This window comes from Brevibacterium sp. 239c, assembly GCF_900169365.1.
Taxonomy (GTDB): domain Bacteria; phylum Actinomycetota; class Actinomycetes; order Actinomycetales; family Brevibacteriaceae; genus Brevibacterium.
The window spans coordinates 38,858-62,009 of record NZ_FXZH01000005.1 but is presented as its reverse complement, the minus strand read 5'-3'; the positions used below and the strand labels follow the sequence as shown (position 1 = coordinate 62,009).

The 23,152-nt window shown below is 61.1% G+C and carries 18 protein-coding genes; 13 read left to right on the top strand and 5 right to left on the bottom strand.

Going from position 1 to position 23,152, the window contains the following annotated elements:
- Positions 1-103: 103 nt before the first annotated feature.
- From BSP239C_RS06280 to dctP, 4 genes are all read left to right on the top strand, one after another.
- Complete coding sequence (locus tag BSP239C_RS06280) at positions 104-1,141, top strand: LysR family transcriptional regulator (RefSeq protein ID WP_235345666.1); 1,038 nt, start codon at positions 104-106, stop codon at positions 1,139-1,141.
- Positions 1,141-1,635: a TRAP transporter small permease gene (locus BSP239C_RS06275; protein WP_101571030.1), complete on the top strand. Its 495-nt coding sequence runs from the start codon at positions 1,141-1,143 to the stop codon at positions 1,633-1,635. The genes BSP239C_RS06280 and BSP239C_RS06275 overlap by 1 nt, the downstream gene beginning before the upstream one ends.
- A complete protein-coding gene (locus BSP239C_RS06270) occupies positions 1,632-3,206 on the top strand; it encodes a TRAP transporter large permease (RefSeq protein WP_257930108.1) in 1,575 nt (524 codons plus the stop codon). The genes BSP239C_RS06275 and BSP239C_RS06270 overlap by 4 nt, the downstream gene beginning before the upstream one ends.
- Before the next feature lie 139 nt (positions 3,207-3,345).
- Positions 3,346-4,626 (top strand): TRAP transporter substrate-binding protein DctP, encoded by a 1,281-nt coding sequence (gene dctP, locus BSP239C_RS06265; RefSeq protein ID WP_101571028.1) that lies wholly within the window; start codon positions 3,346-3,348, stop codon positions 4,624-4,626.
- A gap of 12 nt (positions 4,627-4,638) precedes the next feature.
- On the opposite strand, the gene BSP239C_RS21065 is transcribed toward dctP, so the two are convergent.
- The 3 genes from BSP239C_RS21065 to BSP239C_RS06255 all read right to left on the bottom strand — a co-directional run bounded on the left by BSP239C_RS21065 (position 4,639) and on the right by BSP239C_RS06255 (position 8,230).
- On the bottom strand, positions 4,639-4,764 hold the full coding sequence (locus BSP239C_RS21065; RefSeq protein WP_257930107.1) for a hypothetical protein: 126 nt from the start codon (positions 4,762-4,764) through the stop codon (positions 4,639-4,641).
- Between the two features lie 158 nt (positions 4,765-4,922).
- On the bottom strand, positions 4,923-6,002 hold the full coding sequence (gene mcrC, locus BSP239C_RS06260) for a 5-methylcytosine-specific restriction endonuclease system specificity protein McrC (protein WP_101571026.1): 1,080 nt from the start codon (positions 6,000-6,002) through the stop codon (positions 4,923-4,925).
- The gene (locus tag BSP239C_RS06255; RefSeq protein WP_257930106.1) at positions 5,999-8,230 is read right to left on the bottom strand and encodes an AAA family ATPase; all 2,232 of its coding nucleotides are present in this window, start codon (positions 8,228-8,230) and stop codon (positions 5,999-6,001) included. Before BSP239C_RS06255 ends, mcrC begins: the two co-directional genes overlap by 4 nt.
- Before the next feature lie 162 nt (positions 8,231-8,392).
- On the opposite strand from BSP239C_RS06255, the gene BSP239C_RS06250 reads away from it, so the two are divergent.
- Both BSP239C_RS06250 and BSP239C_RS06245 read left to right on the top strand, forming a co-directional pair.
- Positions 8,393-10,408, top strand: a complete 2,016-nt coding sequence (locus BSP239C_RS06250) for an AarF/ABC1/UbiB kinase family protein (protein WP_101571022.1) — start codon at positions 8,393-8,395, stop codon at positions 10,406-10,408.
- Positions 10,409-10,506: 98 nt separating this feature from the next.
- A complete protein-coding gene (locus BSP239C_RS06245) occupies positions 10,507-11,409 on the top strand; it encodes a patatin family protein (protein ID WP_096161289.1) in 903 nt (300 codons plus the stop codon).
- Between the two features lie 275 nt (positions 11,410-11,684).
- Here BSP239C_RS06245 and BSP239C_RS06240 read toward each other — a convergent pair whose 3' ends face one another.
- The gene (locus BSP239C_RS06240; protein ID WP_145997414.1) at positions 11,685-12,596 is read right to left on the bottom strand and encodes a MurR/RpiR family transcriptional regulator; all 912 of its coding nucleotides are present in this window, start codon (positions 12,594-12,596) and stop codon (positions 11,685-11,687) included.
- 157 nt (positions 12,597-12,753) lie between these two features.
- On the opposite strand from BSP239C_RS06240, the gene BSP239C_RS21060 reads away from it, so the two are divergent.
- The 7 genes from BSP239C_RS21060 (at position 12,754) to BSP239C_RS06205 (ending at position 21,515) form a co-directional block, all read left to right on the top strand.
- On the top strand, positions 12,754-14,499 hold the full coding sequence (locus tag BSP239C_RS21060; protein WP_101571017.1) for an ABC transporter substrate-binding protein: 1,746 nt from the start codon (positions 12,754-12,756) through the stop codon (positions 14,497-14,499).
- A 7-nt stretch (positions 14,500-14,506) separates the two neighbouring features.
- Positions 14,507-15,451, top strand: coding sequence for an ABC transporter permease (locus BSP239C_RS06230; protein WP_257930105.1), 945 nt, complete (start codon positions 14,507-14,509; stop codon positions 15,449-15,451).
- Positions 15,451-16,446 carry an ABC transporter permease gene (locus BSP239C_RS06225; protein ID WP_101571013.1) on the top strand — a complete coding sequence of 332 codons (996 nt, stop codon included), beginning with the start codon at positions 15,451-15,453 and terminating at the stop codon, positions 16,444-16,446. Before BSP239C_RS06230 ends, BSP239C_RS06225 begins: the two co-directional genes overlap by 1 nt.
- Positions 16,443-17,291 (top strand): ABC transporter ATP-binding protein, encoded by an 849-nt coding sequence (locus BSP239C_RS06220; RefSeq protein ID WP_101571011.1) that lies wholly within the window; start codon positions 16,443-16,445, stop codon positions 17,289-17,291. Before BSP239C_RS06225 ends, BSP239C_RS06220 begins: the two co-directional genes overlap by 4 nt.
- Positions 17,288-18,103 (top strand): ATP-binding cassette domain-containing protein, encoded by an 816-nt coding sequence (locus BSP239C_RS06215; RefSeq protein ID WP_235351335.1) that lies wholly within the window; start codon positions 17,288-17,290, stop codon positions 18,101-18,103. The genes BSP239C_RS06220 and BSP239C_RS06215 overlap by 4 nt, the downstream gene beginning before the upstream one ends.
- Positions 18,104-18,190: 87 nt before the next feature.
- Positions 18,191-19,714: a S10 family peptidase gene (locus BSP239C_RS06210; protein ID WP_101571007.1), complete on the top strand. Its 1,524-nt coding sequence runs from the start codon at positions 18,191-18,193 to the stop codon at positions 19,712-19,714.
- Positions 19,715-19,787: 73 nt separating this feature from the next.
- Positions 19,788-21,515 (top strand): DUF885 family protein, encoded by a 1,728-nt coding sequence (locus BSP239C_RS06205; protein WP_101571005.1) that lies wholly within the window; start codon positions 19,788-19,790, stop codon positions 21,513-21,515.
- A gap of 66 nt (positions 21,516-21,581) precedes the next feature.
- On the opposite strand, the gene BSP239C_RS06200 is transcribed toward BSP239C_RS06205, so the two are convergent.
- Complete coding sequence (locus BSP239C_RS06200; protein ID WP_101571003.1) at positions 21,582-23,087, bottom strand: amidohydrolase family protein; 1,506 nt, start codon at positions 23,085-23,087, stop codon at positions 21,582-21,584.
- Positions 23,088-23,152 lie beyond the last annotated feature (65 nt).

Genomic DNA, 23,152 nt, shown 5'->3' with positions numbered 1-23,152 from the left:
CTCCTCAACTTGGCAATGACTTCAACGCGACTACTTCCAGTGTGGTGCGCATCATCCGCCTCCGGTAGACCCAGATCGCTCTGCTCTGACATAAGCTGGACTTATGGCTACGGTCTTCGAGCAGGCTCTCGACCTCGGCGAGCCCAAACGCCTCCTGATCTTCGGCGCCATCGCCGAATCCGGCAGCATCGGTGCCGCTGCCCGTGAACTCGGCTGGTCCCAACCAGCACTGTCACAACACATGAACGCCCTGGAAAAGGACCTCGGTGTCACCCTCTTCGACCGCACTCCACGCGGCATCCGACTGACCACCGCCGGCCAACTCGCGCGTATCCGCGCGAACGAAGTGGCCGCTTCGGTGAAGGGACTGCGCAGCGACCTCGCGAAAGCCTTCGGCCTCGGCGGACGCAATGTCCGGCTCGCTGGATTCCCCAGCTTCGTCATCGGCCCACTGGCCGCAGCACTCGGTCGGCTCGAGGCAAACGCGGGCACAAATACCGACTCGCCGCTTCACCATTCGTACGAGGTCTCCGAGGCCGAACCGCCCGAGGCGCTGAGCCTGCTCGACGACGGCGCTATCGACATCGCCTTCCTCTTCCATCACGAGGACGAAGCCCCGCCCGAGTTCGCGGGACACATGACCGTCGACCTCGGTGCCGACCACCTCGACCTGCTCGTGCCCGAACGCTGGAACCGTGCCGGGCAGATCCAACATCTCAACGATGTTGCCGAGCTGCCGTGGATCATGGGATGCGTGCGCTGCCGGTCCACTGCCGAACGCCTCTGCCGCACCGCCGGATTCGAGCCCCGTACCCGGCACATCACCGATAACCCCGGAGCCATCCAATCACTCGTCTCCAATGGACTCGGTGTCGCACTGCTGCCTCGCAGCGCCCGCCGCTACTCCAAAATCCCGGGCATCGACCCCATCGCCCTTCAAGAGGCGGGCGCCCGTCGTGTCACCGCGATGATCCCCGACGGGCTGGCGGACGCCTCCGAGGTTGTCGACCTGATCGATGCATTGCGAGCTGCCGACGTGACCGGCAGTGGGGCAGGCGCCGCAACCGGTGTGGAAACAATGGAAGTCGCGAACGGTGCAGGCGCCACCAGCACCTCGACCGACGGCTACAGTGACTCCTGATGAGTACGTTCACCAAAGTCCTCGATAGGTGGCTGACGGTCACCACGGCCGCGGCGATCATCGTGATGATGCTCCACATCGTCACCCACGCGCTCACGCGTTCCCTCTTCGACGCCCCGATCTACGGCACCAACGAGATCGTCGAATACTGGTACCTGCCCATCGTCGCGCTCCTCGGCATCCCCGCCGCCCAGCTGCAGAAGGAACACATCACCGTGACCATGGCCATCGAGCGGGCAAAACCCGCCACCGCTGCGGTATTTACGGTCTTCGCATGCCTCCTCGGCGCACTCGTGTCGATCGCTTTCGCCTGGTTCGGGCTGAGCCAGGCACTGGAAAACACGGCTATCGGATCGACCGCCGATGTCTCCGCCGTCATCACCTGGCCCGTGTACTACCTCGTGCCGGTCGTGTTCGTCCTCCTCGCTGTGCTTTACATCCTCGATGCCGTCGCCATCCTCCGTCGCCGCACCGAAGCAGGGGAGCAGCAGTGAACGCGAACACCGACTTCACCGGTGCACCCCTGCTGCCAGAGGACGCGAGCACCGCGAATGTCATCGGCATGACGACCCAGAAACCAGCCACCGCACTCTTCCCATCAGGCTCCCGCCGCGAACGCCCCGGCGTACTCGCGCTGACCATCGGGTTCGGACTCGTCGCCGTCTGCCTGATCGGCCTCTTCACCAGCCCAACGGCAGCCATCGGCGGCGCCTGGTGCATCGCGATGATGCTCGTTCTGTTGTTCCTCTCAGTCCCCGTCGCCATCGCCTTGTCCGTGCCCTCCATCGTCGGCGTCTACGCAGTCAGTGGCATCCCCGCGACTATGAATATCCTCTCGACGGCACCATTCAGCGCCGTCTCGGACTGGACGCTGAGCGTGCTGCCGATGTTCATATTCATGGGCATGCTCCTCACTCAATCCGGTCTCTCCGGCAAGGTCTACCGGGTCGCCGACAACTGGTTCTCCTGGCTGCCCGGCGGAATCGGCATCGGCACGACCTTCGCCGGCGCCGGACTGTCCGCAGTCACCGGCTCGACCATCGGCATGACCTACGCCCTGGGACGTGCCGGCATTCCCGAGATGCTCAAGGCCGGCTACGACAAACGCATGGCCGTCGGGACCATCATGGTCGCCGGCATGACCGGCAACCTCATCCCGCCCTCGATCCTCATGGTCATCTACGCCGGCATCGCCTCCGTGCCCGTGGGACCTGCCCTCATGGCCGGTGCCCTGCCCGGCATCCTGCTCGCCGTCTGCTTCGCCGCCTTCATCTTCGCCATCGGAGTCATCGCGCCGAGACTCGTCGGCCGCGGAGTCGACACCGACGATCGCACGACACCGACCTGGCGCCAGCGGCTGACCTCTCTCGGCGGGGTCTGGGGTTTCGCCGTCATCCTCGTCGTCCTCTTCGGCGGCATGTTCTCTGGCATCTTCACCCCCACCGAGGCCGGAGCCGCTGCTGCCCTGTGCTCGGTGTTGCTGTGCCTGTGGGAGAAACGGGGCGACCATCCCTGGCGAAAGATCGCGGACTCGGCCATGGCCACGGTGTCGGCCACCTCGGCGATCTTCTTCATTATGATCGGCGCGACGATGCTCACCAGCCTGCTCGCGATCACGGGGCTGGCCCCCATCCTCACCGGCTTCATCACCGATCTCGGCCTCTCGCGGGTGGGGTTCCTGCTCGTGCTCATCGTCCTCTACATCATCATGGGCATGTTCTTCGACACCATGTCCATGATGCTGCTGACCATTCCGATCCTGCTGCCGACGCTGGAGACGATGGGGGTCAGCCCACTCTGGTTCGGTGTATTCGTTGTCCTGCTCGGCGAGTTCGGCATGGTCACCCCGCCGGTCGGCATCATTCCCTACATCATCCACAGCATCGTCAAGGACAAGGCCGTCAACCTCGGGCACACCATCACGCTGCGCGACATCTTCATCTCCCTGCTGTGGTTCCTCCCCGTCGCCGTGATCTTCCTCGTCCTCCTGGTCGCCGTACCAGGCATGACCGAATGGCTTCCTGATCTCATCGAGCGCACCAGCGGTGGCATGGCCAGCAGCTGACTCTCGCCGAGGTGGCCCTGCCGTTCCGTCGCACACGCCCTTGCGGGGATTTCGGGCGGTGTGAGGGGAGTCATAACAGGGTGGACTCATTCAGATCTATGATCTAAGGAAACTCTCAGTCATTGTTCAAAGGGGTCCCATGAATCGCATTCGGTCGGCGGCAGTCCGCCCTCTCACCGCCATCGCGACGGTCGCGTCGCTGGCGCTCTTGGCCGGATGCGCCGGATCTGTCGGCGGGAGCGATTCAGACTCGGATGCCTCCGCAGGGGAGGGCTTCGCCTACGACGCATCGCAGGATGAGATCGATGAGGCTTTGGCCGATCTCGATCCGGTGACTTTGAAGTTCCAGCCTTCGGCGATGTCGGAGAAGTCGATCCTCGCGCCGAACGGGCTCGATGTGAAGAAGATGATCGAAGAACGCTCGGGCGGGAAGATCACCGTTGACATCGTCTGGGGTCAGGCGATCGCCAGCTACGCCGACGTCGATGACGCATTGGCCGACGGGCGAGTTGATCTTGCGTTCACGCTGCCGTCTTACACCCCGGCCGAATACCCTGCCTTCGACGCGCTCGGCACCGCCATGTCGACTCTGCCGTCCTCCCCGGTGGCCAGTGATCTGGCCGCGAATGCCGCCGGTGTCCAGGCGGCGTGGGAGACGCCCGAGGTGCTTGCCGAGTTCGAGGACAAGAACCTCGTTCCCCTCATCCCGATGCTCGCCGCCGGCGGATACTCGACGATGTGCTCGAAACCAGTGACCTCCCTCGATGACTGGAAGGGCAAGCAGCTGCGCGTTGGTTCGGCCGCCGCCGGCAAACAGGTCACCGACCTGGGCGCGACTCCGGTCTCACTGTCCTTCCCCGAGACATATGAGGCACTGCAGCGCGGGACCGTGGACTGCGACCTCGGCCAGCTCGCACCGAACGTCGAGGCCGGTACGTTCGAGGTCGCCCCGAATATCGGAGTCGCCTCCGACGCGGGAATTGCGCGTTCCGCCGGTGCCATCACGGCCGGGAAGAAGTATTCGGAGCTGCCGGTGGCCTACCAGCAGATCGTCTTCGACTCGATGTCGACGACGTTTAGCACGATGATGGAAGTCGTCATCGCTGCAAAGGCACAGGCGGTCGAGCAGGCGAAGGCCAACGACGGATCGGTTGAGCCCTTTGATGATGACGTGCAGAAGCAGATGGCGAGGTACGCCAAGACGCTGTCTGATAAGACGGCGAAGAAATCCGGCGTTCCCGACGCGCCGTCGACGTTGAAGACCGCGGGGGCCGACTGGCAGAAGAGCGTCACCGAGCTCGGTTATGCCGACAAGGGCGACTTCGCTGATCTCGATCAGTGGTACCCGGAGGATGCGAACTACGACGAGCTCGGTACGCAGCTCTTCGAGAAGGCCATGGCCGAGCACCGGCCGGAGTGAGTGTGGGAGAGCTTAGAACTGGATGCTGCGTACCTGGAAATTCAGCCTGACCTGTTCGAAGTCAATAGCTTCTTCCGCGTAGTCCATTGAGATGAGGTCTGGGAGTGAGGTCACTTTGTCACTATCGGTTTGGGTCATCATGACCTCCTCTGCATTCACGGGTACGTTATGACTCGAAGTCTATCCTGCGAGCTGTTCTGACGTACTGAGGCTGACCCGCCGCTTTCGAATCACACGCAGTTCGATTGGCGACCATGATTGAGCGCCGAGAGCTGTGCGTGTCACGCCATTCGGGTTCAGACAAGAAACTCGACGTGTACTTGTCGTGGCTCCAGCCAACCGAGCAGACCCTCCAGTCTGGAGCGTAGAGCCTCCCACGGGAGGTTGAGATCGAGGGTTTGGACGCCGATGCGATTGCCCTGGATAACGACATCGACATCGGGCTGTTCTTCGTGGATAGTCCGGGCATACAAGAGCACGCCGCTCACCGAACCGTCGCGATGCACGTCCGCGTTCCATGTGTACGTGGCAATCTGGTAGAGATTGTGCGAATGGACGGTCTGCTTGTCTCCTCGACCAGACTGGAGCGACCGACCGTAATATTTCGCATCGATGATGAGCTCTGCGTGACCATTGTTCAGCGTGATGTCAGTCTGCATGATGGGCAACTGGCCTGCTCCATCGGATTCGAGGCTGTTAAGCGCCCAGGGGATCTGGCGAGCATGAGGGGATAGTTCCGGATGGTGGATTTTGAAGTACTGAAGGATGAATCTTTCGTAGAGCCTGTTCATCGCTTCGTCGGTCATCCAGGACCTCAATTTTGAACTACCGGATTCCTGCGTCGGGAGAAGTCCTTTGACAATGAGTTCACAGATGCCGAGCAACATCCGGTAGTTTGCGTTGGCGCGGTGAATACTCAGATCGCCCCAACGAATTGTTGACGCTTTGATTTCTCTTACCGACTCAAGGTGGGGCAAAAGGTTCTTGAGAGCCTTCCGACGGAGGGCTGCCACCTCTCCTCGCCGAATGAGCAAGACGACGACCGATTTGAGGACACGATTGTGAGGAGTGTCGGGGAGGTACTCGTCGAATTGGCAGACCAGCCGACCACGCAACATTGACCGAGTGCTGGCGGTCTGAGAGACATCTATCCGTCCGCGAACCGTTGCGAGGGTATCGACTCTCGGTAGATAGTCACTGTGCAGTCCACGCTTGATCTGGGAACTCAACCCGCGGTACAACAGCTCTGCCAGGAGATCGTGGAGATGGTTGAACGCTTCGCTCTTCACCGAGATACTGTCACGACTCTGAAGTGACCGGAACGCATACGCCATCATTACGTACACATTTCGAATTCGGATCGTGGCTGCAGTCATCCGAGGACTGCCCTCAGGTTCTTAGTCCAATTCTCAACCTTTTCGGGCTCGTCGAACCAATATTCGTTGAGTAGTGGAATGAGCTCGTCGTCGATGATCGAACGCATCCACGACTCGTCGTGGTTGCCGCTGGCCGGGCGGGTCAAGTAGCTGTGCCCGATTGCAAAACCCTGACCGAGGGCAAGATCGTTGGCGATGTCTTTGTTGAGCCGAGCTACGACATCGACCAGGACATCGAATTTAGAGTCATCAACCTCAGCCTGCCACTGTGCGAAACCTGCAGTGTCAAACGCCGGATGCATGGAGAAGAAACCGAACCGTCGCCGCAATGCGTAGTCGAGAACGGCAATACTCCTATCAGCGGTGTTCATCATGCCGATGATGTGGAGGTTAGCTGGTATGGAGAACAGTTCGTCTTTGTAGAGCAGTCTGAGCTCTTGGCCCCTCTTGTCAGCTTCGATGAGCATGAGCAACTCGCCGAAAATCTTCGAGATGTTGCCGCGATTGATCTCATCGATGATGAAGAAGTATGGCCTTTTGGAATCGTCGGCCCGCGCCTCTTCGCAGAAACGGTAGAACGGCCCCTTCTCCAAACGGAACCCGCCCTCTTCGTTCGGCCTGTATCCCATCATGAAGTCTTCGTAGGAATAGCTCTGATGGAACTGGACCATTTGGGTTCTGGCCGTGTCCTTGAAGCCCATGATCGAGTAGGCGAGTCGTTTCGCTGCAAAGGTCTTTCCAACCCCGGGAGGGCCGGACAGAATTATGTTCTTCTTGCGCTTGAGGAGAGATGCAAGTCGATCGTAATCATCATCTGAGACGAACACTTCTTCAAGGAAATCATCGCGACTATATGTCGGGAGATCTCCTCTTGATGGTATTAGTCTGGGTTCGCTGTCTTCGCCGAACAAATCTTCGAGTTCCTCAACATAGCCTGACAGTTGAGTGATATCAGTGAGCGTCTTCAGCGGCCCGTTCTCTGGGTTCTCCCACTCGCCCTTATGAGTCCAAGCTACCGTGCGGACGTGACGGTAATCAGCGCGATCTGGCTCAAATTTAGCGACTGAGGTGACCTCACCTCGTCCGACAAATTGTTTCCGGCCCTTTTTGGCGTAAATAACGTCGCCGATTTCGATTTCGTTCTGAAATTGCCATAGAGCTAAGACGTCATTTGTCATCGACGCACCTGTTCCATGGATGTCGAGAGCTTTTCGAATGGAAGCGCGGTCTGGGAACTGCGCCAGATCGCCGATATCCCAGCCAAGGGCCATGATGCCTTCGGAAGAGAAAGCATCCCATTCGGAAGCTTGGCTGCCAGGGGAGAAGAGCCAATAATGGCGGGACCTTGGGGTGTCTTCGTCGGGATCGGAAGTCTCATCGGATTCTGTGTCGTTGACTGAGTCATCCCAGAGTTCCTGGACACCGTCGTACCAAAAGCCGAACTCGCCGTCGAACTCGGCAGTCAGGGCACCCCGTGCTGTCAACAAGTCTCGATCGACGGAGGCCGGATCGTTTCCTGCCGGCATACCGATCCATTCAGCTAAACCATCGCGTACCCGAATCTTCGTCGCAGTGGACGCAATCGGTTCAAAGACGTCAGGCCGGAACAGGAACTGAAATGCGTTGCGAATATCTGCTTGGTCGTCGCCACACTCCAACATGACGCGCTGGAGCGCCCAGGGATCTTGGCGCGCTTGATTCTGCGCGTCGTCTTCCAGCGAATTCCAGTAACGGACGAACGTCGACGCCCAGATTAGGTGCAGCCACATATTTCCGTTGTAACCCCGGCCCGCCCGGAAGCCAGCGGTGCCGGAAGGACGGTCGAAGGACTGCAAAAGGTTGGGAGGAAATGGATGTTCTTCATCGAGGTGGGAGAGCACCATTTCAACATGGGACTTCCGTGTTTCCGGTCGGGCCTCCAAGATGGGAATTTCTCGGAGAAATACGAGTTCTGCTGCAAGGAGAACTACTTCTCGCGGGGCGTCTGTGAGTTGGATATCGAGCTTGTTCCATTGCCCCATCGAACCGCCGAAGATCGGGTCATCTTCGATTCGTGCCCGCAGATTCTCTGCCGCTTCGGATGTCCAAATCTCGATTGAGGGATCAAGCGTAGAGCGTCGGTCTCCGAGGAGATGCGAGATAACCTCGGCGGCCTCTGAAGCCATTGCCATTTCGTCGTCAGGGCGAGAAGCCGCGATATTGGAAAGAGATTCCTGATCAGATGCCATAGGCGGATGTTATAGGTTCACAGCAGATGCTGTCCACGCAGACCAAATCCGCATTCGTCTTCGAGGTACTCAGCCTCACCACAGCCCAGATCAATTAGGCTGGACACGGCGCACACCAGCGCCGCTCTGCGTATCTGATCGAACGACAGAAGGGCTTGACGGGTGACGATCCTCTATTCCATCGGGCTGGGCGTCCTCAGCGCACTTATCGTCGGCTTCCTCGTCCGGCGAATGATGTTCACCGGCACGGGTGCAGCTCGCAACACCATCGTTTCCCTCGCCATGGGGCTCTCGATCTGGCCGATCACCCTCCAGGCGTATCGTCTTCTGGGCATCGCCGAGGACGGGCAATATCCGACCCTCGACATGAGCTTCCCGGCCATCATGGTCTTCCTCCTGCTGTTCGCTTGGTTCATCGTCATCCAGATGTTCGTGCTCCTGGCCATCGAACTGGTCCTCCCGACAGGATCGCTGACCTCGCTGCTGCGGTCGGCGCCGAAGATCCCCACCTGGTATCGCAGGCTCAATCGCCTGGCCCAGATCCAGAAGATCCTCATCCAGTTCGGGCTCTCCCGCTACCTCAAGCCCCGGATACCGACCTTGCGAGTGTCCCTGCGTGAGGTCGCGTCGACCACGCGTGACGCGCTCGCCGCTGCTGGCGTCACCTTCATCAAGCTCGGCCAGTTCATCGCCACCCGTGGTGACATGATCCCGCACGAATTCGTCGAGGAGTTCTCAACCTTGCAGGCCGGTGTGCCGCCGGTGCCGTTCAGTGAGGTCAAGGGCCAGCTCGAAGCCCAATGGGGCAGGCCCGTCGCCGAGGTGTTCGCAGAGTTCGACGAGGTCCCCTTCGCTGCCGCTTCGGTCGCGCAGGTCCACCGAGCCGTCACCTGGGACGGTCGTGTCGTCGCCGTGAAGGTACAGAGGCCGAAGATCCGCAAACAGGTCAGAGCCGACTGCGATATCGTCCTCACCCTTGCCGATCGCCTCGAACGCTCCACCGACTGGGCGAGCAGGGTGGGTATCGGAAAGCTGGCCCGCAGCTTCGTCGATTCCCTGCAGGGAGAACTCGACTACCGCGGGGAGTTGTCCCATATCGAAGCGCTGCGCACAGCCGACGAGACAGGCCGATCCACCTCGGGGACGGACTCCATGGTGCGCATCCCACGGGTGTACAAGGAGTACTCCGGTGAGTACGTCATCGTCATGGACCTCATCGAGGGTGTTCCGCTCTCGCACGCCACCGAGGTCGTCGAGAACCTTTCCGAGCTGGCCAGAAACGAGATCGCCCAGGACCTCTTCCTCATGGTCGTCCGGCAGGTGCTGGGCAAGGGCATCTTCCACGCCGACCTGCACCCGGGCAACATCGTCATCTCACCCGCAGGGAGAGCCGGACTCGTCGACTTCGGGGCCGTAGGACGCATCGACAAACGTGACCGTCGTGCGATCGCCCTGCTGCTCATGGCCTTCGACTCGCAGAACTCGCAAGCGGCTACGGCCGCGATCCTTGATCTCCTCGGAACACCGAGTGACGTCAACCTTCGTGAGCTTCAGCGCGAGATCGGTCAGATCCTCCTCAAATACGGTGACGGCCTGCCGGGCTCGACCTCGGCGGCCCTGTTCGGGGAGCTCATCGACTTCGTCGTCGACTTCGGTTTCCCCATGCCCGCATCAGTCGCCACTGCTTTCCGTGCGATCAGCACGCTCGAGGGGTCGATCACGAAGCTCAACCCCGAGCTCAACTTGCTCACTCTCGTGACGCAGAACGGACGCAGCCTTCTGCGTGAGGTCGGAGGGCTGGGAGTCGATCTGCAGGAGACGGCACTCTACGCGGCCGCCGTAGGTCCGCAGATCGCAGAGCTGCCCGGGCAGCTCTCACGCATCGCCGGCCACCTGCAGGACGGTACCCTCGACGTCGGTACGAGCGGGCTGAACATTTCGATGATCAAAGGTCTGCTCAAGTCCACGGTTGAACAGTTCATCCAAGTGATTGTGTCCACGGCGTTGATCCTCGGCGGAGTCATTCTCATGGCGGCCGACTTCGGTCCGCCGCTGGCGCCCGAGCTCAAGTTGTTCACGTACTTCGGGGCCTGGGTGCTGCTGGTTGGCAGCGTCATAGCGGCTATGGTGCTGGCACCGGCGCTGCGACAGCGGATGGTGTGGGAAGGGCTGGGGTAATCCAAGGCGGCCTGACACCGTGTGGCGGGTTTGTTCCCATAGTCGCGGAGTGACGGCGGTGCACTGCAAGCAGAATGGCACTCGCTAGGATGATCGACATGACGGACACAGACCACACGACAGGAACGGCGCGCATCAGCGACACCGCACTTATCTTCGAAGGCGGCGGTATGCGAGCGTCCCTGACAAGCGGGATGGTCGTCACGTTGCTGGGCGCCGGTCTGGACTTCGACTGGGTGGCAGGGATCAGCGCCGGAGCGTCGAATGCGGTGAACTATCTGTCCGGTGACGCACGTCGGGCGCGCAGATCATTTGTCGACTTTGCTGCAGATGAGCAATTCGGCGGTCTGCGTTACTTTGCCCGCGGGCAGGGCATGTTCAACGCGGAGTACATCTACCAGAAGGCCGGCGGTCCCGAAGAGGCCCTGCCCTTTGATTGGGCGTCTTTCCAGTCGAGTTCTGCCGACATGCGAATCGTCGCGTTTGACGCAGTGACAGGTGAGGATGTCGTGTGGTCGCGGAGGGACACACCGCACATCGAAGATCTCATGGTTCGCGTCCGTGCCTCCTCGACGATGCCGGGTCTCATGCCTCCGGTCCACTTGGACGGACACGTCTTCGTCGACGGCGCGATGGGCGAAGATGGCGGAATCGCCTTGAGCCAGGCCCAGCGCGAAGGTTTCGAGAAGTTCGTCATCGTCCTCACACAGGAGCGCTCATACCGGAAGGTGCCGCAGCGTTTTCCCGCCATCTACCGAAGCATCTTTCGTCGGTATCCGGCGGTGGGCGAGGCGCTGCTGACTCGGTGGAAGCGCTACAACGAAACGCGTGACCGCATCTTCGCTCTCGAAGCCGAGGGGAAGGCCCACGTCTTTGCACCGGAGCGTATGCCGGTCGACAACGGCACCCGGGATCTCTCGCGTCTCGCCGCAGCTCACCGCATGGGGCTCTCGCAGTCACGCCGCGAGCTGCCGGCGATGCGCGAGTTCCTCAATGTGTAACTGGGGGAGCGACCTCCGAATCCCGATTGACTTTGCATATGACGAGGCAATGCCAAGCTGAATATGATGAGGTCGGAATGGCTGCGTTGGCAGCCTCCCGCTACCCACTCTCCCTTCTCAAGCAGACCTCGACAATCGCGTCTTCGGCCGTGGCCTTGATTTCCGGCCTCACGTGTCGATGTCCATGAATGACGTTGGAAACTTGAGCCTATTCTCGGTCGAGAGACGGCCAGGTAAAGCCTGGCGCCATATGTGCGGGTTGTACGTCGGCAAAATCAGTCACTGATCACCGCTTGGGTGCGCGACCACATGGTCTGCAGTTCCTCGAGCATCGCGGCAGAATGCTGTGTGTCGACGTTCGCAATCGCACCCACGATGCTCTGGGCGACACTGACCGCGCAGGTCACTGAGGCCATCGGGCCGACGCCTTCGGACGGTACAAGGACGAGCTGATCGGCGAGTTCGGCCAGTTGCGAATGTTGGTCGGCAATGACAATCAACCGCACACCCCGTTCTTTGGCGAGTTCACACAGTGGAACGATGCTTGAACTGGTTTTCCAGATGGAAAAGGTCAGCAGGCAGTCGCCCGGCTGCAGTAAGCGAACGTCGTTGATCATGCTTGTTGTCGAACCATCACTGAGTGACACGTTATAACCCAGGCCCTGAGCATTGTGAGCCAAAACTGCGCCCGGGGCCACGTATGCGCCAGTGGCAAGTACCTTGGTCGATCGCGACGAGGTGATCATTTCGGCAATTGTTGTGATCGATGCATCAGAGAGTGACTCTGAAAGAAGACCGAGGAGCTCGAGATCTTTACGAATCGACTTCACAGCCTGACCCGTGCCGATGGTCGTGTTGCGAACAAAATGTTTGTCGGCATCCAATGACGAGAGAAATCGATTCCGAATCTCTGTCGACAACTCCGACCAACCGGTGAAATCGATGGCCTGCGCAGCTCGGACAACAGTGGCGACATTGACCCCAGCCGCCTCGGCGAGTGCTGCAGCACTGCAGTACGAAGCTCTTTCGGGATCGTCGGCAATCGCCTTGAGTACTGTCGTTGTCCCCGGGGACAGTTTGCGCTGAGACATGAGGTGCTCCAGCCATGTCGCAATGATTCCCACTATGAATCTCCTATTGCAATGAACGTTGCGATCTGATTGTATACGAGATGTGGTTGAGGTCACTTCTTCGCGGTTGGGGCGTCTGAAATTCCAATCTTATCGCTGATAACAGCGGTAATGATGGAAGCGGAGGTTGCAACAGACACTGCAGGAGTTGGGGTGCGGTCACTCGCGGACTCTGAACCACGCATCATGACGGAACAGTCGAAGGAGACTTTTCATGAACAAGCGAGCTATGTCGATGGTTGCGATCGCCGCTGCCGCCACGATGCTTGTGAGCTCCTGTGGAAATGGGAGTTCGAGCAAGGGCGGGGACGCTCAATCGGTCGTCGACGATAAGACGGGCTTTGCCTCGTACACCGGTGATCCGCAGAAGGGCGGCGTCGTCGAAGTGTTGGGTGGAGTCGATTTCTCTCATCTGGATCCTGCTATGGGCAGCGACGGCAACGTCCTCAACCTCTACAACCTCCTCTACCGCAACCTCACGCAATACAAATACGACCGAGAGTCCGGAGAACTCGAACTCGTCGGCGATCTGGCCGAAGATACGGGTACCTCAAACGAAGACGCCACCGAGTGGACCTTCAAACTCAAAGAAGGAATCACGTTCGAAGACGGATCGCCGATCACGGCGGAAGACGTGAAGTTCGGTTTCGAACATGCCTTCGACCCATCGCTTGCCATCGGCCTCGACTATCTGCAGAACTACGTCAAGGGTGCCAAGGACTACGAGGGTGTCTTCGAGGACCCTGAAGGCCTCGACTCGATCAAGGTCGTTGATGATCGGACGATCACGATCGAGACGAATAAGCCGATGGCCGACTTCCCGAATGTCGTTGCCACTGCACCGGGAGCCCCGTTCCCGAAGGACAAGGTGACCAAGGTCGACCAGATCCAGAAGGATCCGATCTCGTCGGGCCCGTACAAAGTCGACGAGTACAAGCGCGGCGAGTCGCTGACGTTGGTCCGCAACGAGAACTGGGATGCCGAGACCGACGACATTCGCCCAGCCTATCCAGACGGCTACAAGTTCACAGTCAGCCTCGATCAGAACACGATCGATCAGCGGATGATCTCCGGCCAGGGCGACGATGCCAACGCGGTCTCGGCGTCGACCAACCCGGTGGTCGCGGCCAACCTCGCGAAGATCACCCAGGATCCCAAGCTCTCTGAGCGCACAGTGCAGAGCATGCCCTCCTGCAATTACTTCATGGTCATGAACAACGCCAAGGAGCCATTGGGAGATAAGAAGGTCCGACAAGCCATCAACTGGGCTGTGGACAAGTCGAGCGTGGTCAACGCCAGCGGCGGCCCACAGCTGGCCGATGTCGCACCGAACCAGCTGCTTCCCAGCGTTCCGCAGTACGACGACACCGATCCCTACGCCACTGAGGGAAACACGGGCGATCCTGAGAAGGCCAAGGCCATGCTCAAAGAAGCAGGCGCGGAGAACCTCAAACTGACCATGGACGTACGTGCGCTGCCGATGTGGCAGGCGCAGGCCGAGGCGGTGCAGCAGTCACTGAAGAAGGTCGGCATCGAGGTCAAACTCAACGTCATCGACCAGGCGAAGTTCTACGAGGTCCTGGCCACACCGAGCCAGCAGAACGAGCTTGCGATCACCGGCTGGTGCTCCAATGGCTGGTTCTCCGGCGAACCGCTGTTGGGACCCCTGTTCGACGGTGAGCGAATCACGAAGACCGGCAACCTCAATCAGTCCCAGATCGATGATCCGAAACTGAACAAGGCCCTCGCCGAGGCGGCAGTCATGCCCGATCTCGACGACAAGACAGCGGCCTATGCCGAGATCAACGAACAGGTCCTCGAGCTCGCTCCCGTCGTGCCTCTGGTCCGCCCGCGCCCTCTGCAGCTCGTTGGCTCGAACGTCGGCGGAGCGTTCGCCAATCCGTCCAAGACCGGATACATCGACTACTCGCAGCTGGGGCTACTCAAGCCGGAAGGATAGTTCACTCGTGACTGCTTCGCTTTCGAATCAGGTCGAGGAATTCGGTCGGCCCGGCCCGGGGGAGGATTTTTCCCCCGGGCCGGGAACCTTGAAGAGGATCCTGCGCAAACCGACAGTGATTCTGTCCACCGGGTTCCTCGTCTTCATCGTCCTCCTCGCGATCTTCGCTCCGCTCATTACTCAGCTCTCCGGCTACAGCCCCTACGAATTCGACGAAGGAGCCGTGGACCCGGCGCTGGGTGGGTTGCCGCACGGCGCGTTCGGTGGCATCAGTGCCGAGCATTGGATGGGAGTCGAACCCCAGAACGGCCGTGACATCTTCGCTCGGATCGCCTACGGCGCGCGTGTCTCGATGCTCATCGGCATCGGCGCAACCGCGATCACCATGGTCATCGGCGTGGTTATGGGCGTGATCGCCGGTTTCCTCGGAGGGTTCGTCGATGCCGTGATCTCCCGGGTGATGGACTTTCTCATGGCGTTCCCGGCACTGATCTTCATGATCGCGATCCTCTCGGCCCTGCCGCAGGGGAACCGTCCTCTGCTCCTCGTCCTCGTGCTCAGCCTCTTCTCCTGGCCGGCCACGGCCCGCGTGATCCGCGGCCAGACTCTGTCACTGAAGAATCGTGAATTCGTCGAGGCGGCTCGGACATCGGGTGCCGGCTGGGTTCCGCTGGTATTCCGGGAAGTGCTTCCCAACCTTTCGGGAACGATCGTCGTCATGGCCACGCTGGCGGTGCCGACGTTCATCGCCACTGAGGCCGGGCTGTCGTTCCTCGGAGTGGGCATCACTCCACCCGATCCCTCGTGGGGGCAGATGATCGCCTCGGCGGTGACCTGGTACTCCAGCGATCCGATGTTCTTCGCCATACCGGGTATGTTCCTGTTCCTCACTGTGCTGTCGTTCACCGTGCTCGGTGACAACCTCCAGAAGATCTGGGCGGGAGGACTCTGATGGCCATCTATCTCGTCAAACGACTGTTCGTGGCACTGATCATCATGCTGCTCGTCGTGTTCTTCACCTTCGTCATCTTCTTCCAACTCTCACCGGATCCGGCCGCCAGCATCTGCGGCCAGACCTGCACCCCGGAGAGGATCGAGGCGATCCGGGACCAGCTGGGACTCAACGAACCGTTCTTCACTCAGTTCTTCACGTTCCTCGCCGCGATCTTCGTCGGCCGCGACTACGGTTCGGGTGCCTCGGTGGTCCACTGCAACGCCCCGTGCATCGGGTACTCGTTCCAGACCAACCAGGATGTCCTGCAGGGGATCGTCGATCGTCTGCCCGTCTCGGTGACCATCGCAGTCGGTGCCGCGGTCCTGTGGCTGCTCTCCGGCGTGGCTGCAGGCGTGATCAGCGCCGTGAAGGAAGGCACCTGGTGGGATAAGGGAGCGATGATGTTCGCCCTGGCCGGGATCTCCCTGCCGAACTACTTCGTGGCCTTAGTCCTGCAATACCTCCTCGTCGTGCAGCTCCAATGGTTGCCGTTTCCGACGGTGGTCCCGTTCACAGACAGCCCAGTGCAGTGGTTCCAGGCCTACCTCATGCCGTGGATGGTGCTTGCCCTCATGTACGCATCGATGTATGCGCGGCTGACCCGGACCAATGTCATCGACACCATGGGAGAGAACTTCATGCGCACAGCCCGTGCCAAAGGCCTGGGACGCAGCGCCGTCCTCATCCGGCACGGACTGCGTCCGTCACTGACCCCGATCGTCACACTCCTGGGCGTCGACTTCGCCACACTGCTGGGCGGAGCCCTTATCACAGAGACGGTCTTCGGACTCAACGGCGTCGGCCGATACGCCTACGACGCGATCGCCGTCAACGACCAGCCCGTGATCATGGGAGTCACGCTCGTGGCAGCCTTCGCCGTGATCATCGCCAACATTGTGGTCGACCTGCTCTACCGGGTGCTCGACCCCCGAGTGAGAGTGAGCACCTCATGAGCGCACACCCGTCAAGAGCTGCAGGTGATGCTCCGGTCCTGTCCGTGCGGGATCTTCGCATCGAATTTCCGCTCGGCGTCGTCGTCGACGGAAGCTCGTTTGACATCGCAAGAGGCCAGACGATGGGACTGGTCGGCGAATCAGGGTCGGGCAAGTCGATGACCTCACTGGCGATCATGGGTCTGCTGCCGAAGGAGGCGACGACAACAGGATCAGTGCGATTTCACGGCGATGAACTGCTCCACCGGTCCGATGCCTCGATGCGGCGGACCCGCGGCGACCAGATTGCGATGATCTTTCAGGATCCTCTGTCCTCGCTCAACCCCTACTACACGGTCGGTTTCCAGATCGCCGAGGCCTACCGTGCTCATAAGGGAGGTACGAAGGCAGCGGCGATGAGGAAGGCCGCCGAGGCGATGGATCGAGTGCGCATCCCCGACGCCGCCGGCCGCGTCGGACACTACCCCCATCAGTTCTCCGGGGGTATGCGTCAAAGAGTGATGATCGCGATGGCCCTCGTGTGCGAACCCGACCTCATCATCGCCGATGAACCGACCACGGCCCTCGACGTCACCGTTCAAGCCCAGATCCTCGACTTGCTCGCCGACGTGCAGGAGATGACGCAGGCGGCGATGCTGTTCATCACCCACGATCTGGCCGTCGTCAGCCAGATCTCCGACCATGTGACGGTGATGCGGTTCGGCCGGACCGTCGAACAGGGCACTGCGGAGCAGATCTTCTCGAACCCGGACAACGACTACACCAAAGCGCTGCTCGCAGCGACACCGCGCCTCGACGACGTCGTCGATCTTCCCGAGCCCATTCTCACGAAAGGGGGCAAATGAGCATGAGCGACATCGCCACGCCGCTGCTGGCAGCCAATGATCTGAGCAAGGAGTTCCGCACCGGCCGCAGAGAGACATTCACTGCGGTCGAAGGAGTCTCCTTCGACGTCCACCGGCGGCAGACACTAGGCATCGTCGGAGAGTCCGGTTCGGGAAAGTCGACCACGGCGCGGATGATCGCACGCCTCATCGATCCCACGTCCGGGTCGGTGGAGTTCCAAGGTGAGGAGATCACCCAGCGCTCCGGTGCATCCTTGCGGGACTTTCGCAGCGGGGTTCAGGTGGTATTCCAAGACCCTTACTCCTCACTCAACCCTCGTCACACCGTCGAAGAGGTGGTGTCGGCACCACTTCGCTATCAGAAGCGGACGGCCACGGGCGGCTACCGGAACATGGTCAAGGCGGCGATGGAACGAGTCGGACTCAACCCCGACCACTCCACTCGCTATCCGCGCCAGTTCTCCGGAGGGCAGGCCCAGCGCATCGGCATCGCTCGCGCCCTCATCGTCGAACCGAAGCTCGTCATCTGCGATGAGGCGGTCTCCGCTCTCGACGTGTCGGTTCAGGCACAGGTGCTCGAGCTGTTGGTCGACCTGCAGCGCGAACGCGATATCTCCTACATCTTCATCGCCCACGATCTGGCGGTCGTGCGACAGATCGCCCACAAGGTTGCCGTGATGCAGAAAGGCAGGATCGTCGAGCAAGGCCCGCGCGACGAGATCTTCGATGACCCGCAGCACGAATACACGAAGGCCCTGCTCTCCGCGGTCCCGAGCATTGATCCCCGCTGGGACGCGGGTCGGCGTACCTGACCGACACAACCACCTCGGCGCTCAGCATCGTCACCGACCACCGAATCTCCACCATCTCCACACACAGGGAAGGACCTCAACCCCATCATGCCTGATACACAGACTCAGTCACAGGCCACGAATCAGCCGGCGGACCCACCGCACCCGGTCGATGACTTCGTCACCACTGTCCATGAACTTCAGCTGCCCGCCGGTCTGCTCCGGTATCGGGCCCAGGCGGGCCGGATGGTCATCGGCTCCGAAATCGTCGAGGAAGGCGTGTTCGCGGGTCTCAAGCCCAAGGCACAGATCTTCCTCACCTCCTACACCGCCATTGCCGAGGGCACCGACGACGGTCAGGATGCTCAGCGTCCTGTCGTCTTCGTCTTCAACGGAGGCCCGGGATCGTCATCGGCCTGGATGCACATCGGTCTCTTCGGTCCACGGAGGGTGGTGGCCAACGACGTCAATGATCGCACCCCGCCGCCCTACGGTCTCGTCGACAATCTCGAGACCACTCTGGCTCACGCCGATCTGGTCTTCATCGACCCGGTGACCACGGGATACTCCCGCACCGCTGAGGGGGAGAAGCCGGAGGACTTCCACGGGTTCACTGGGGATCGCGACGTCGTCGGCGAGGCGATCCGGCTGTGGCTGACACGGAACAATCGGTGGATCTCACCGAAGTTCCTCGCCGGGGAGTCCTACGGAACCACCCGTGCAGCGGCCCTGGCCGGACACCTGGCCAAACGCCACGGGATCGCCTTCAACGGCATCCTCCTCATCTCGGCCGTCCTCGATTTCGCCACGATCGATTTCGCGGAAGGCAATGAAGCTCCCTACATCCACTACCTGCCGACGTTTGCGGCCATCGCGCACTATCACGGCAAACATCCGGGGCGCGAGCTCGAAGATGTCGTCGCAGAGGCGACGGATTTTGCCCATGGGGACTTCAGCCGAGCGCTTGCGCGCGGACACCGACTCGAGGCCGCCGAGCACTCCCGGATAGCTGCGAAGCTGGCCGAGCTCATTGGGATCGATGAGAAGTTCGTCCGGTTGGCCGACCTTCGCATCGACGAGTTCACCTTCTTCACAGAACTGCTCCGCGATCAGCGACTGCGCATCGGTCGCTTGGATTCCCGTTTCACCGCGCATCCGGGGAAGGTCGCTTCCGAAGTGCTTGGCGACGACCCTTCGTATCCGGCGATCCAGTATCCCTACACCGTGGGAATCAATCATCTGCTGCGTGCCGAACTCGGATACGAATCGGACCTCACCTACGAGGTGCTGACATCCAGAGTCCATCCATGGTCGTACAAGGAGTTCGAGAACTCCACTGTCAACACTGCCGAAGATCTCGCTTTCGCGATGCGCATGAATCCGCATCTCAAGGTCTACGTGGCGTTCGGTTATCACGACTCAGCGACGCCGTTCGCCGCCTCGGAGCACGTGCTTGCACACCTGCGCATTGCTGATGAGTCCCATGACCAGATCGTTCGTCGCTATTATCCAGCCGGCCACATGATGTATGTCGACCAGCAGGTCAGAGTCGAGCAGCTGCGCGATATCGCAGACTTCGTCGCTTGGTCGATCGGAGACGGAGCCAAGCCTGAGTCGAACCAACCCATCTGAGCCGGACACTCACGCGCACTGAGCCAGTCGGCAACGCAGCAAGACGATCATCATCGAGAACAGGAGAATCGACGTGCCCGAGAGCAATCATCGAGGCAGCTCACATGCAAGGGCTTCAGCCGAAGGCAGGAAGCTCGCCGACATCATCAACGCGGAGTGGACGTGGAGAGAGGCCGAATTCGGATCACTGTCTCAGAAGGCCTCCGTCGTCGACTTCCTGCCGGATGTCAGTGAGGCCGCGCAACTGCGTCGGCAGCAGATGTGGGAGGACACGCTCGGCAAACTCGAGTCGGTCAGTACCGAAGCTCTCACTGTGGAGGAGACTATCGACTTCGAGGTCTACCGCCAGCAGTTGGTCACCTTGGTCGAGGCGCAGAGATACCGGATGTGGGAGAGACCTGCCACGGCGGATTCCGCCTTCTGGCGCACGCTCGCCTTCGACGCCTACCGTCTTGTGCTCGAAGACGTTGGTTCGGCTCGGGCATACATCAGCTTGCTCGGCGACATTCCACGGTTCTTCGATCAGCAGATCGAGAACATGAGGGCCGGGGTGGCTCGAGGCTTTGGGCCCGCCCGAGTGTGCATGAGCGGACGAGAGGAACCGGTGCGGGTCGTCGCCGAGGCCGAGGACGTCACCGAGCTGTCGTTCTTCGGACCATTCCGTCGAATCCCGGCGGTCGTGCCCGACCAGGTTCGAACCGAACTCCACGAGGCGGCCGCGCAGGTGCTCTCGGCTGAGGTCGTGCCCGCTTACCGGAAACTTCTTGACTTCCTGACAACGGAGTATCTGCCGAATCTGCCCGAATCGATCGCCGCGGTCGACCAGCCGGGCGGCATCGAGTTCTACCGGTCCCAGATCCGGGAGTATTCGACGACGGACCTCAGCCCGCAGCAGATCTTCGACCTCGGGCAGGTCGAAGTGAGGAAGATCCGGGAGGAGATGGAGGACATCGCCGTCGAGCTCGGCTATCCCGACGACCTGCCGGGTCTGTTCGAGTTCATGCGCACGAGTCCGCAGTTCTATGCGACGACTCCTCGTCAACTGCTGTCCGAAGCCGCGTACACGTGCAAGGCCTTCGACCGGGTGGTCCATCAGTACTTCGGGCGTCTGCCGCAGCAGCGCTTCGCGATCATGGAGACACCGGCGGAGATCGCGAAGTTCGACACGTTCGGCCGGGGTGCTCCCGACCGGTACCTGCTCAACACGTACAATTTGCCGGCGCGGCCGCTGTATTCGCTGCCGGCACTGACCCTGCACGAATCTGCGCCCGGACATTCGTTCCAGATCTCGCTGGCCGAAGAACTCGAGCTCGCCGACTTCCGGCGGCGCTACATCTCGGCCTTCGGCGAGGGCTGGGGCCTCTACACCGAACGCCTCGGCGATGAGATGGGGATGTACGAGACGCCGTTCGAACGCATGGGTATGCTCTCGTTCCAGATGTGGCGGGCCGTGCGCCTCGTCGTCGATCCGGGCATGCATGCGCTGGGGTGGAGTCGGGAGCAGGCGCAGGACTTCCTGCGGGACAATACGGCGATCGCCGAACACGAGATCGTCACGGAGATCGATCGCTACATCTCCTGGCCAGGGCAGGCCACTGCCTACTACCTCGGGCAGCTGACGATTCAGCAGCTGCGGCAGGAGGCCGAGGAGACGCTGGGTGAGGGCTTCTCGATCAGGGACTTCCACGACACGGTGCTCGGGATGGGCAGCGTACCGCTCAGCGTGCTTCAGGCGCACGTGCGCGGACACATCCGCACGGTTGCTGCAGATCGGCAGACTCAGGCGGCCGCTGGCCACTGAGGACTTCGTTTCTGACAACGTCGACTCCGGTCGGATCTCAGTCCGACCGGAGTCGAGCTATGTCACTCAGTGCTGCTCCGCTCTCTCCTGGGCGACCATTGACTTCACGTCCTCGCGGAGTTCCCGGGCGTCGTAGACGATGCCGGAGCGCAGAGTGAAGTCGACTCCGCCGACGCGGTTGATGCCGGATTCTTCGGCGCGGAGGTGACCGTGGCCGTAGAGGACCTTGAAGTTGCTCAGGGGGTTGTCCTTGACGATGAGCAGGTCGGCGATCTTGCCGGGTTCGACGGAGCCGAGCTCGTCGGCGATGCCGAGAAGCGCGGCGCTGCTCAGCGTGGCGGCGCGGACGACTTCGAGGGGGTGGAACCCCGCTTCGAGGAGGAGTTCAAGTTCTTCGATGAGGCCGAATCCGAAGACCTTGTAGATGAATCCGGAGTCCGACCCGGCCGTGACTAAGCCGCCAAGGTTCTTGTAGTCATTGACGAAGGACATCCATTTGACGTAGGCGTGGCGCCAGGCGATCTCGTCCTCGCTTGTCCAGTCGCCCATGTAGGAGCCGTGTTTGTCGGCCGAGGGCTCGAAGAACTCCCACAGAGTGGGGGAGGTGAAGTCAGAGTGCCATTCGGAGGTGCGCACTCGGGCGGCGTCGCGGGACCCGATGTAGATGTTGAACGTCGGGCTCAATGCGGTTCCGAGTTCGAGGAGCTCCTCGAGTGTCTCCTGCCAGGCGCTGGTGCCGCGCTCGGCGGTCTGCAACCACAGGTGGGCGCCTTGGCTGAAGCGCTGGGGTTCGCTGTTGTGGTTGTAGTCGGTGGGCACGTGCTGGAGGGTGCGGTCGCGGAACATAGCCTCGGGGATGCCGTACCAGTGTTCGATGCTGTCCAGTCCCCACCTCGCCGAGGTGAGGGCGTTGACCTGCGCGGCTCGGCGCTGGTCGTGGTGGCAGGCGGTCCGCAGACCACGTGCTTGTGCTGCCTCGACAGCGGCACCGAACACAGTGGGGGAGGTGCCGAAGAACTTCACTCCGCTCGCTCCCCGGTCGGCGACCTCATTGACCCACGCGGTTGCCTCGTCAGCCGTGACTGGGGTAGGCCCATCGAGGGTTCCGGCACGCAGTGCGGGATAGATGTGCAGTCGCGGGGCCGCGATTTCGTTGGCTTCGGCTCGTCGGGCCTCGGAAACGGTCCAGTCGAGGCCATTGAACGCGCCGAGTTCGCGGACGGTGGTCACGCCGTGGCCGAGCCAGAGTTTATAGACATAGTCGGCGTTCGGGGCCTGCTCGGGTTTGCCGATGTGGGCATGGGAGTCGATAAGTCCCGGCAAGACGTAGGAGCCGTTGAGGTCCATGACTTCGGCGCCGTCGGCCGAGGGACGTTCGGTGAGGCTGCTCGCACCGTTCGGTTCCCAGATTCCGGTGATCCTGTCGTCTTCGATCAGGATGTCCGCTGGCCCGTATGGGGCAGCACCGGTTCCGTCGACGATCATGGCATCGCGGAGGATGAGTCTGGGGTAGGGACCCGATCCGGTGCTCCGGGTGGGGGCAGCGATCTGGCCGGTGGATCCGAGCGTCATTGGCGGTCTCCTCAGGGGTTTCGCGTATGAGCGGAGTGCTCTTCGCTGAGCTTGTTCAATACCCA

What these genes read in the sequence shown, in the direction of transcription:
- BSP239C_RS06280 (WP_235345666.1), top strand. Translation starts at nt 104, where the DNA reads ATGGCTACGGTCTTCGAGCAGGCTCTCGACCTCGGCGAGCCCAAACGC.
- BSP239C_RS06275 (WP_101571030.1), top strand. Translation starts at nt 1,141, where the DNA reads ATGAGTACGTTCACCAAAGTCCTCGATAGGTGGCTGACGGTCACCACG.
- dctP (WP_101571028.1), top strand. Translation starts at nt 3,346, where the DNA reads ATGAATCGCATTCGGTCGGCGGCAGTCCGCCCTCTCACCGCCATCGCG.
- BSP239C_RS21065 (WP_257930107.1), bottom strand. Translation starts at nt 4,764, where the DNA reads ATGACCCAAACCGATAGTGACAAAGTGACCTCACTCCCAGACCTCATC.
- mcrC (WP_101571026.1), bottom strand. Translation starts at nt 6,002, where the DNA reads ATGACTGCAGCCACGATCCGAATTCGAAATGTGTACGTAATGATGGCG.
- BSP239C_RS06255 (WP_257930106.1), bottom strand. Translation starts at nt 8,230, where the DNA reads ATGGCATCTGATCAGGAATCTCTTTCCAATATCGCGGCTTCTCGCCCT.
- BSP239C_RS06245 (WP_096161289.1), top strand. Translation starts at nt 10,507, where the DNA reads ATGACGGACACAGACCACACGACAGGAACGGCGCGCATCAGCGACACC.
- BSP239C_RS21060 (WP_101571017.1), top strand. Translation starts at nt 12,754, where the DNA reads ATGAACAAGCGAGCTATGTCGATGGTTGCGATCGCCGCTGCCGCCACG.
- BSP239C_RS06225 (WP_101571013.1), top strand. Translation starts at nt 15,451, where the DNA reads ATGGCCATCTATCTCGTCAAACGACTGTTCGTGGCACTGATCATCATG.
- BSP239C_RS06220 (WP_101571011.1), top strand. Translation starts at nt 16,443, where the DNA reads ATGAGCGCACACCCGTCAAGAGCTGCAGGTGATGCTCCGGTCCTGTCC.
- BSP239C_RS06215 (WP_235351335.1), top strand. Translation starts at nt 17,288, where the DNA reads ATGAGCATGAGCGACATCGCCACGCCGCTGCTGGCAGCCAATGATCTG.
- BSP239C_RS06210 (WP_101571007.1), top strand. Translation starts at nt 18,191, where the DNA reads ATGCCTGATACACAGACTCAGTCACAGGCCACGAATCAGCCGGCGGAC.
- BSP239C_RS06200 (WP_101571003.1), bottom strand. Translation starts at nt 23,087, where the DNA reads ATGACGCTCGGATCCACCGGCCAGATCGCTGCCCCCACCCGGAGCACC.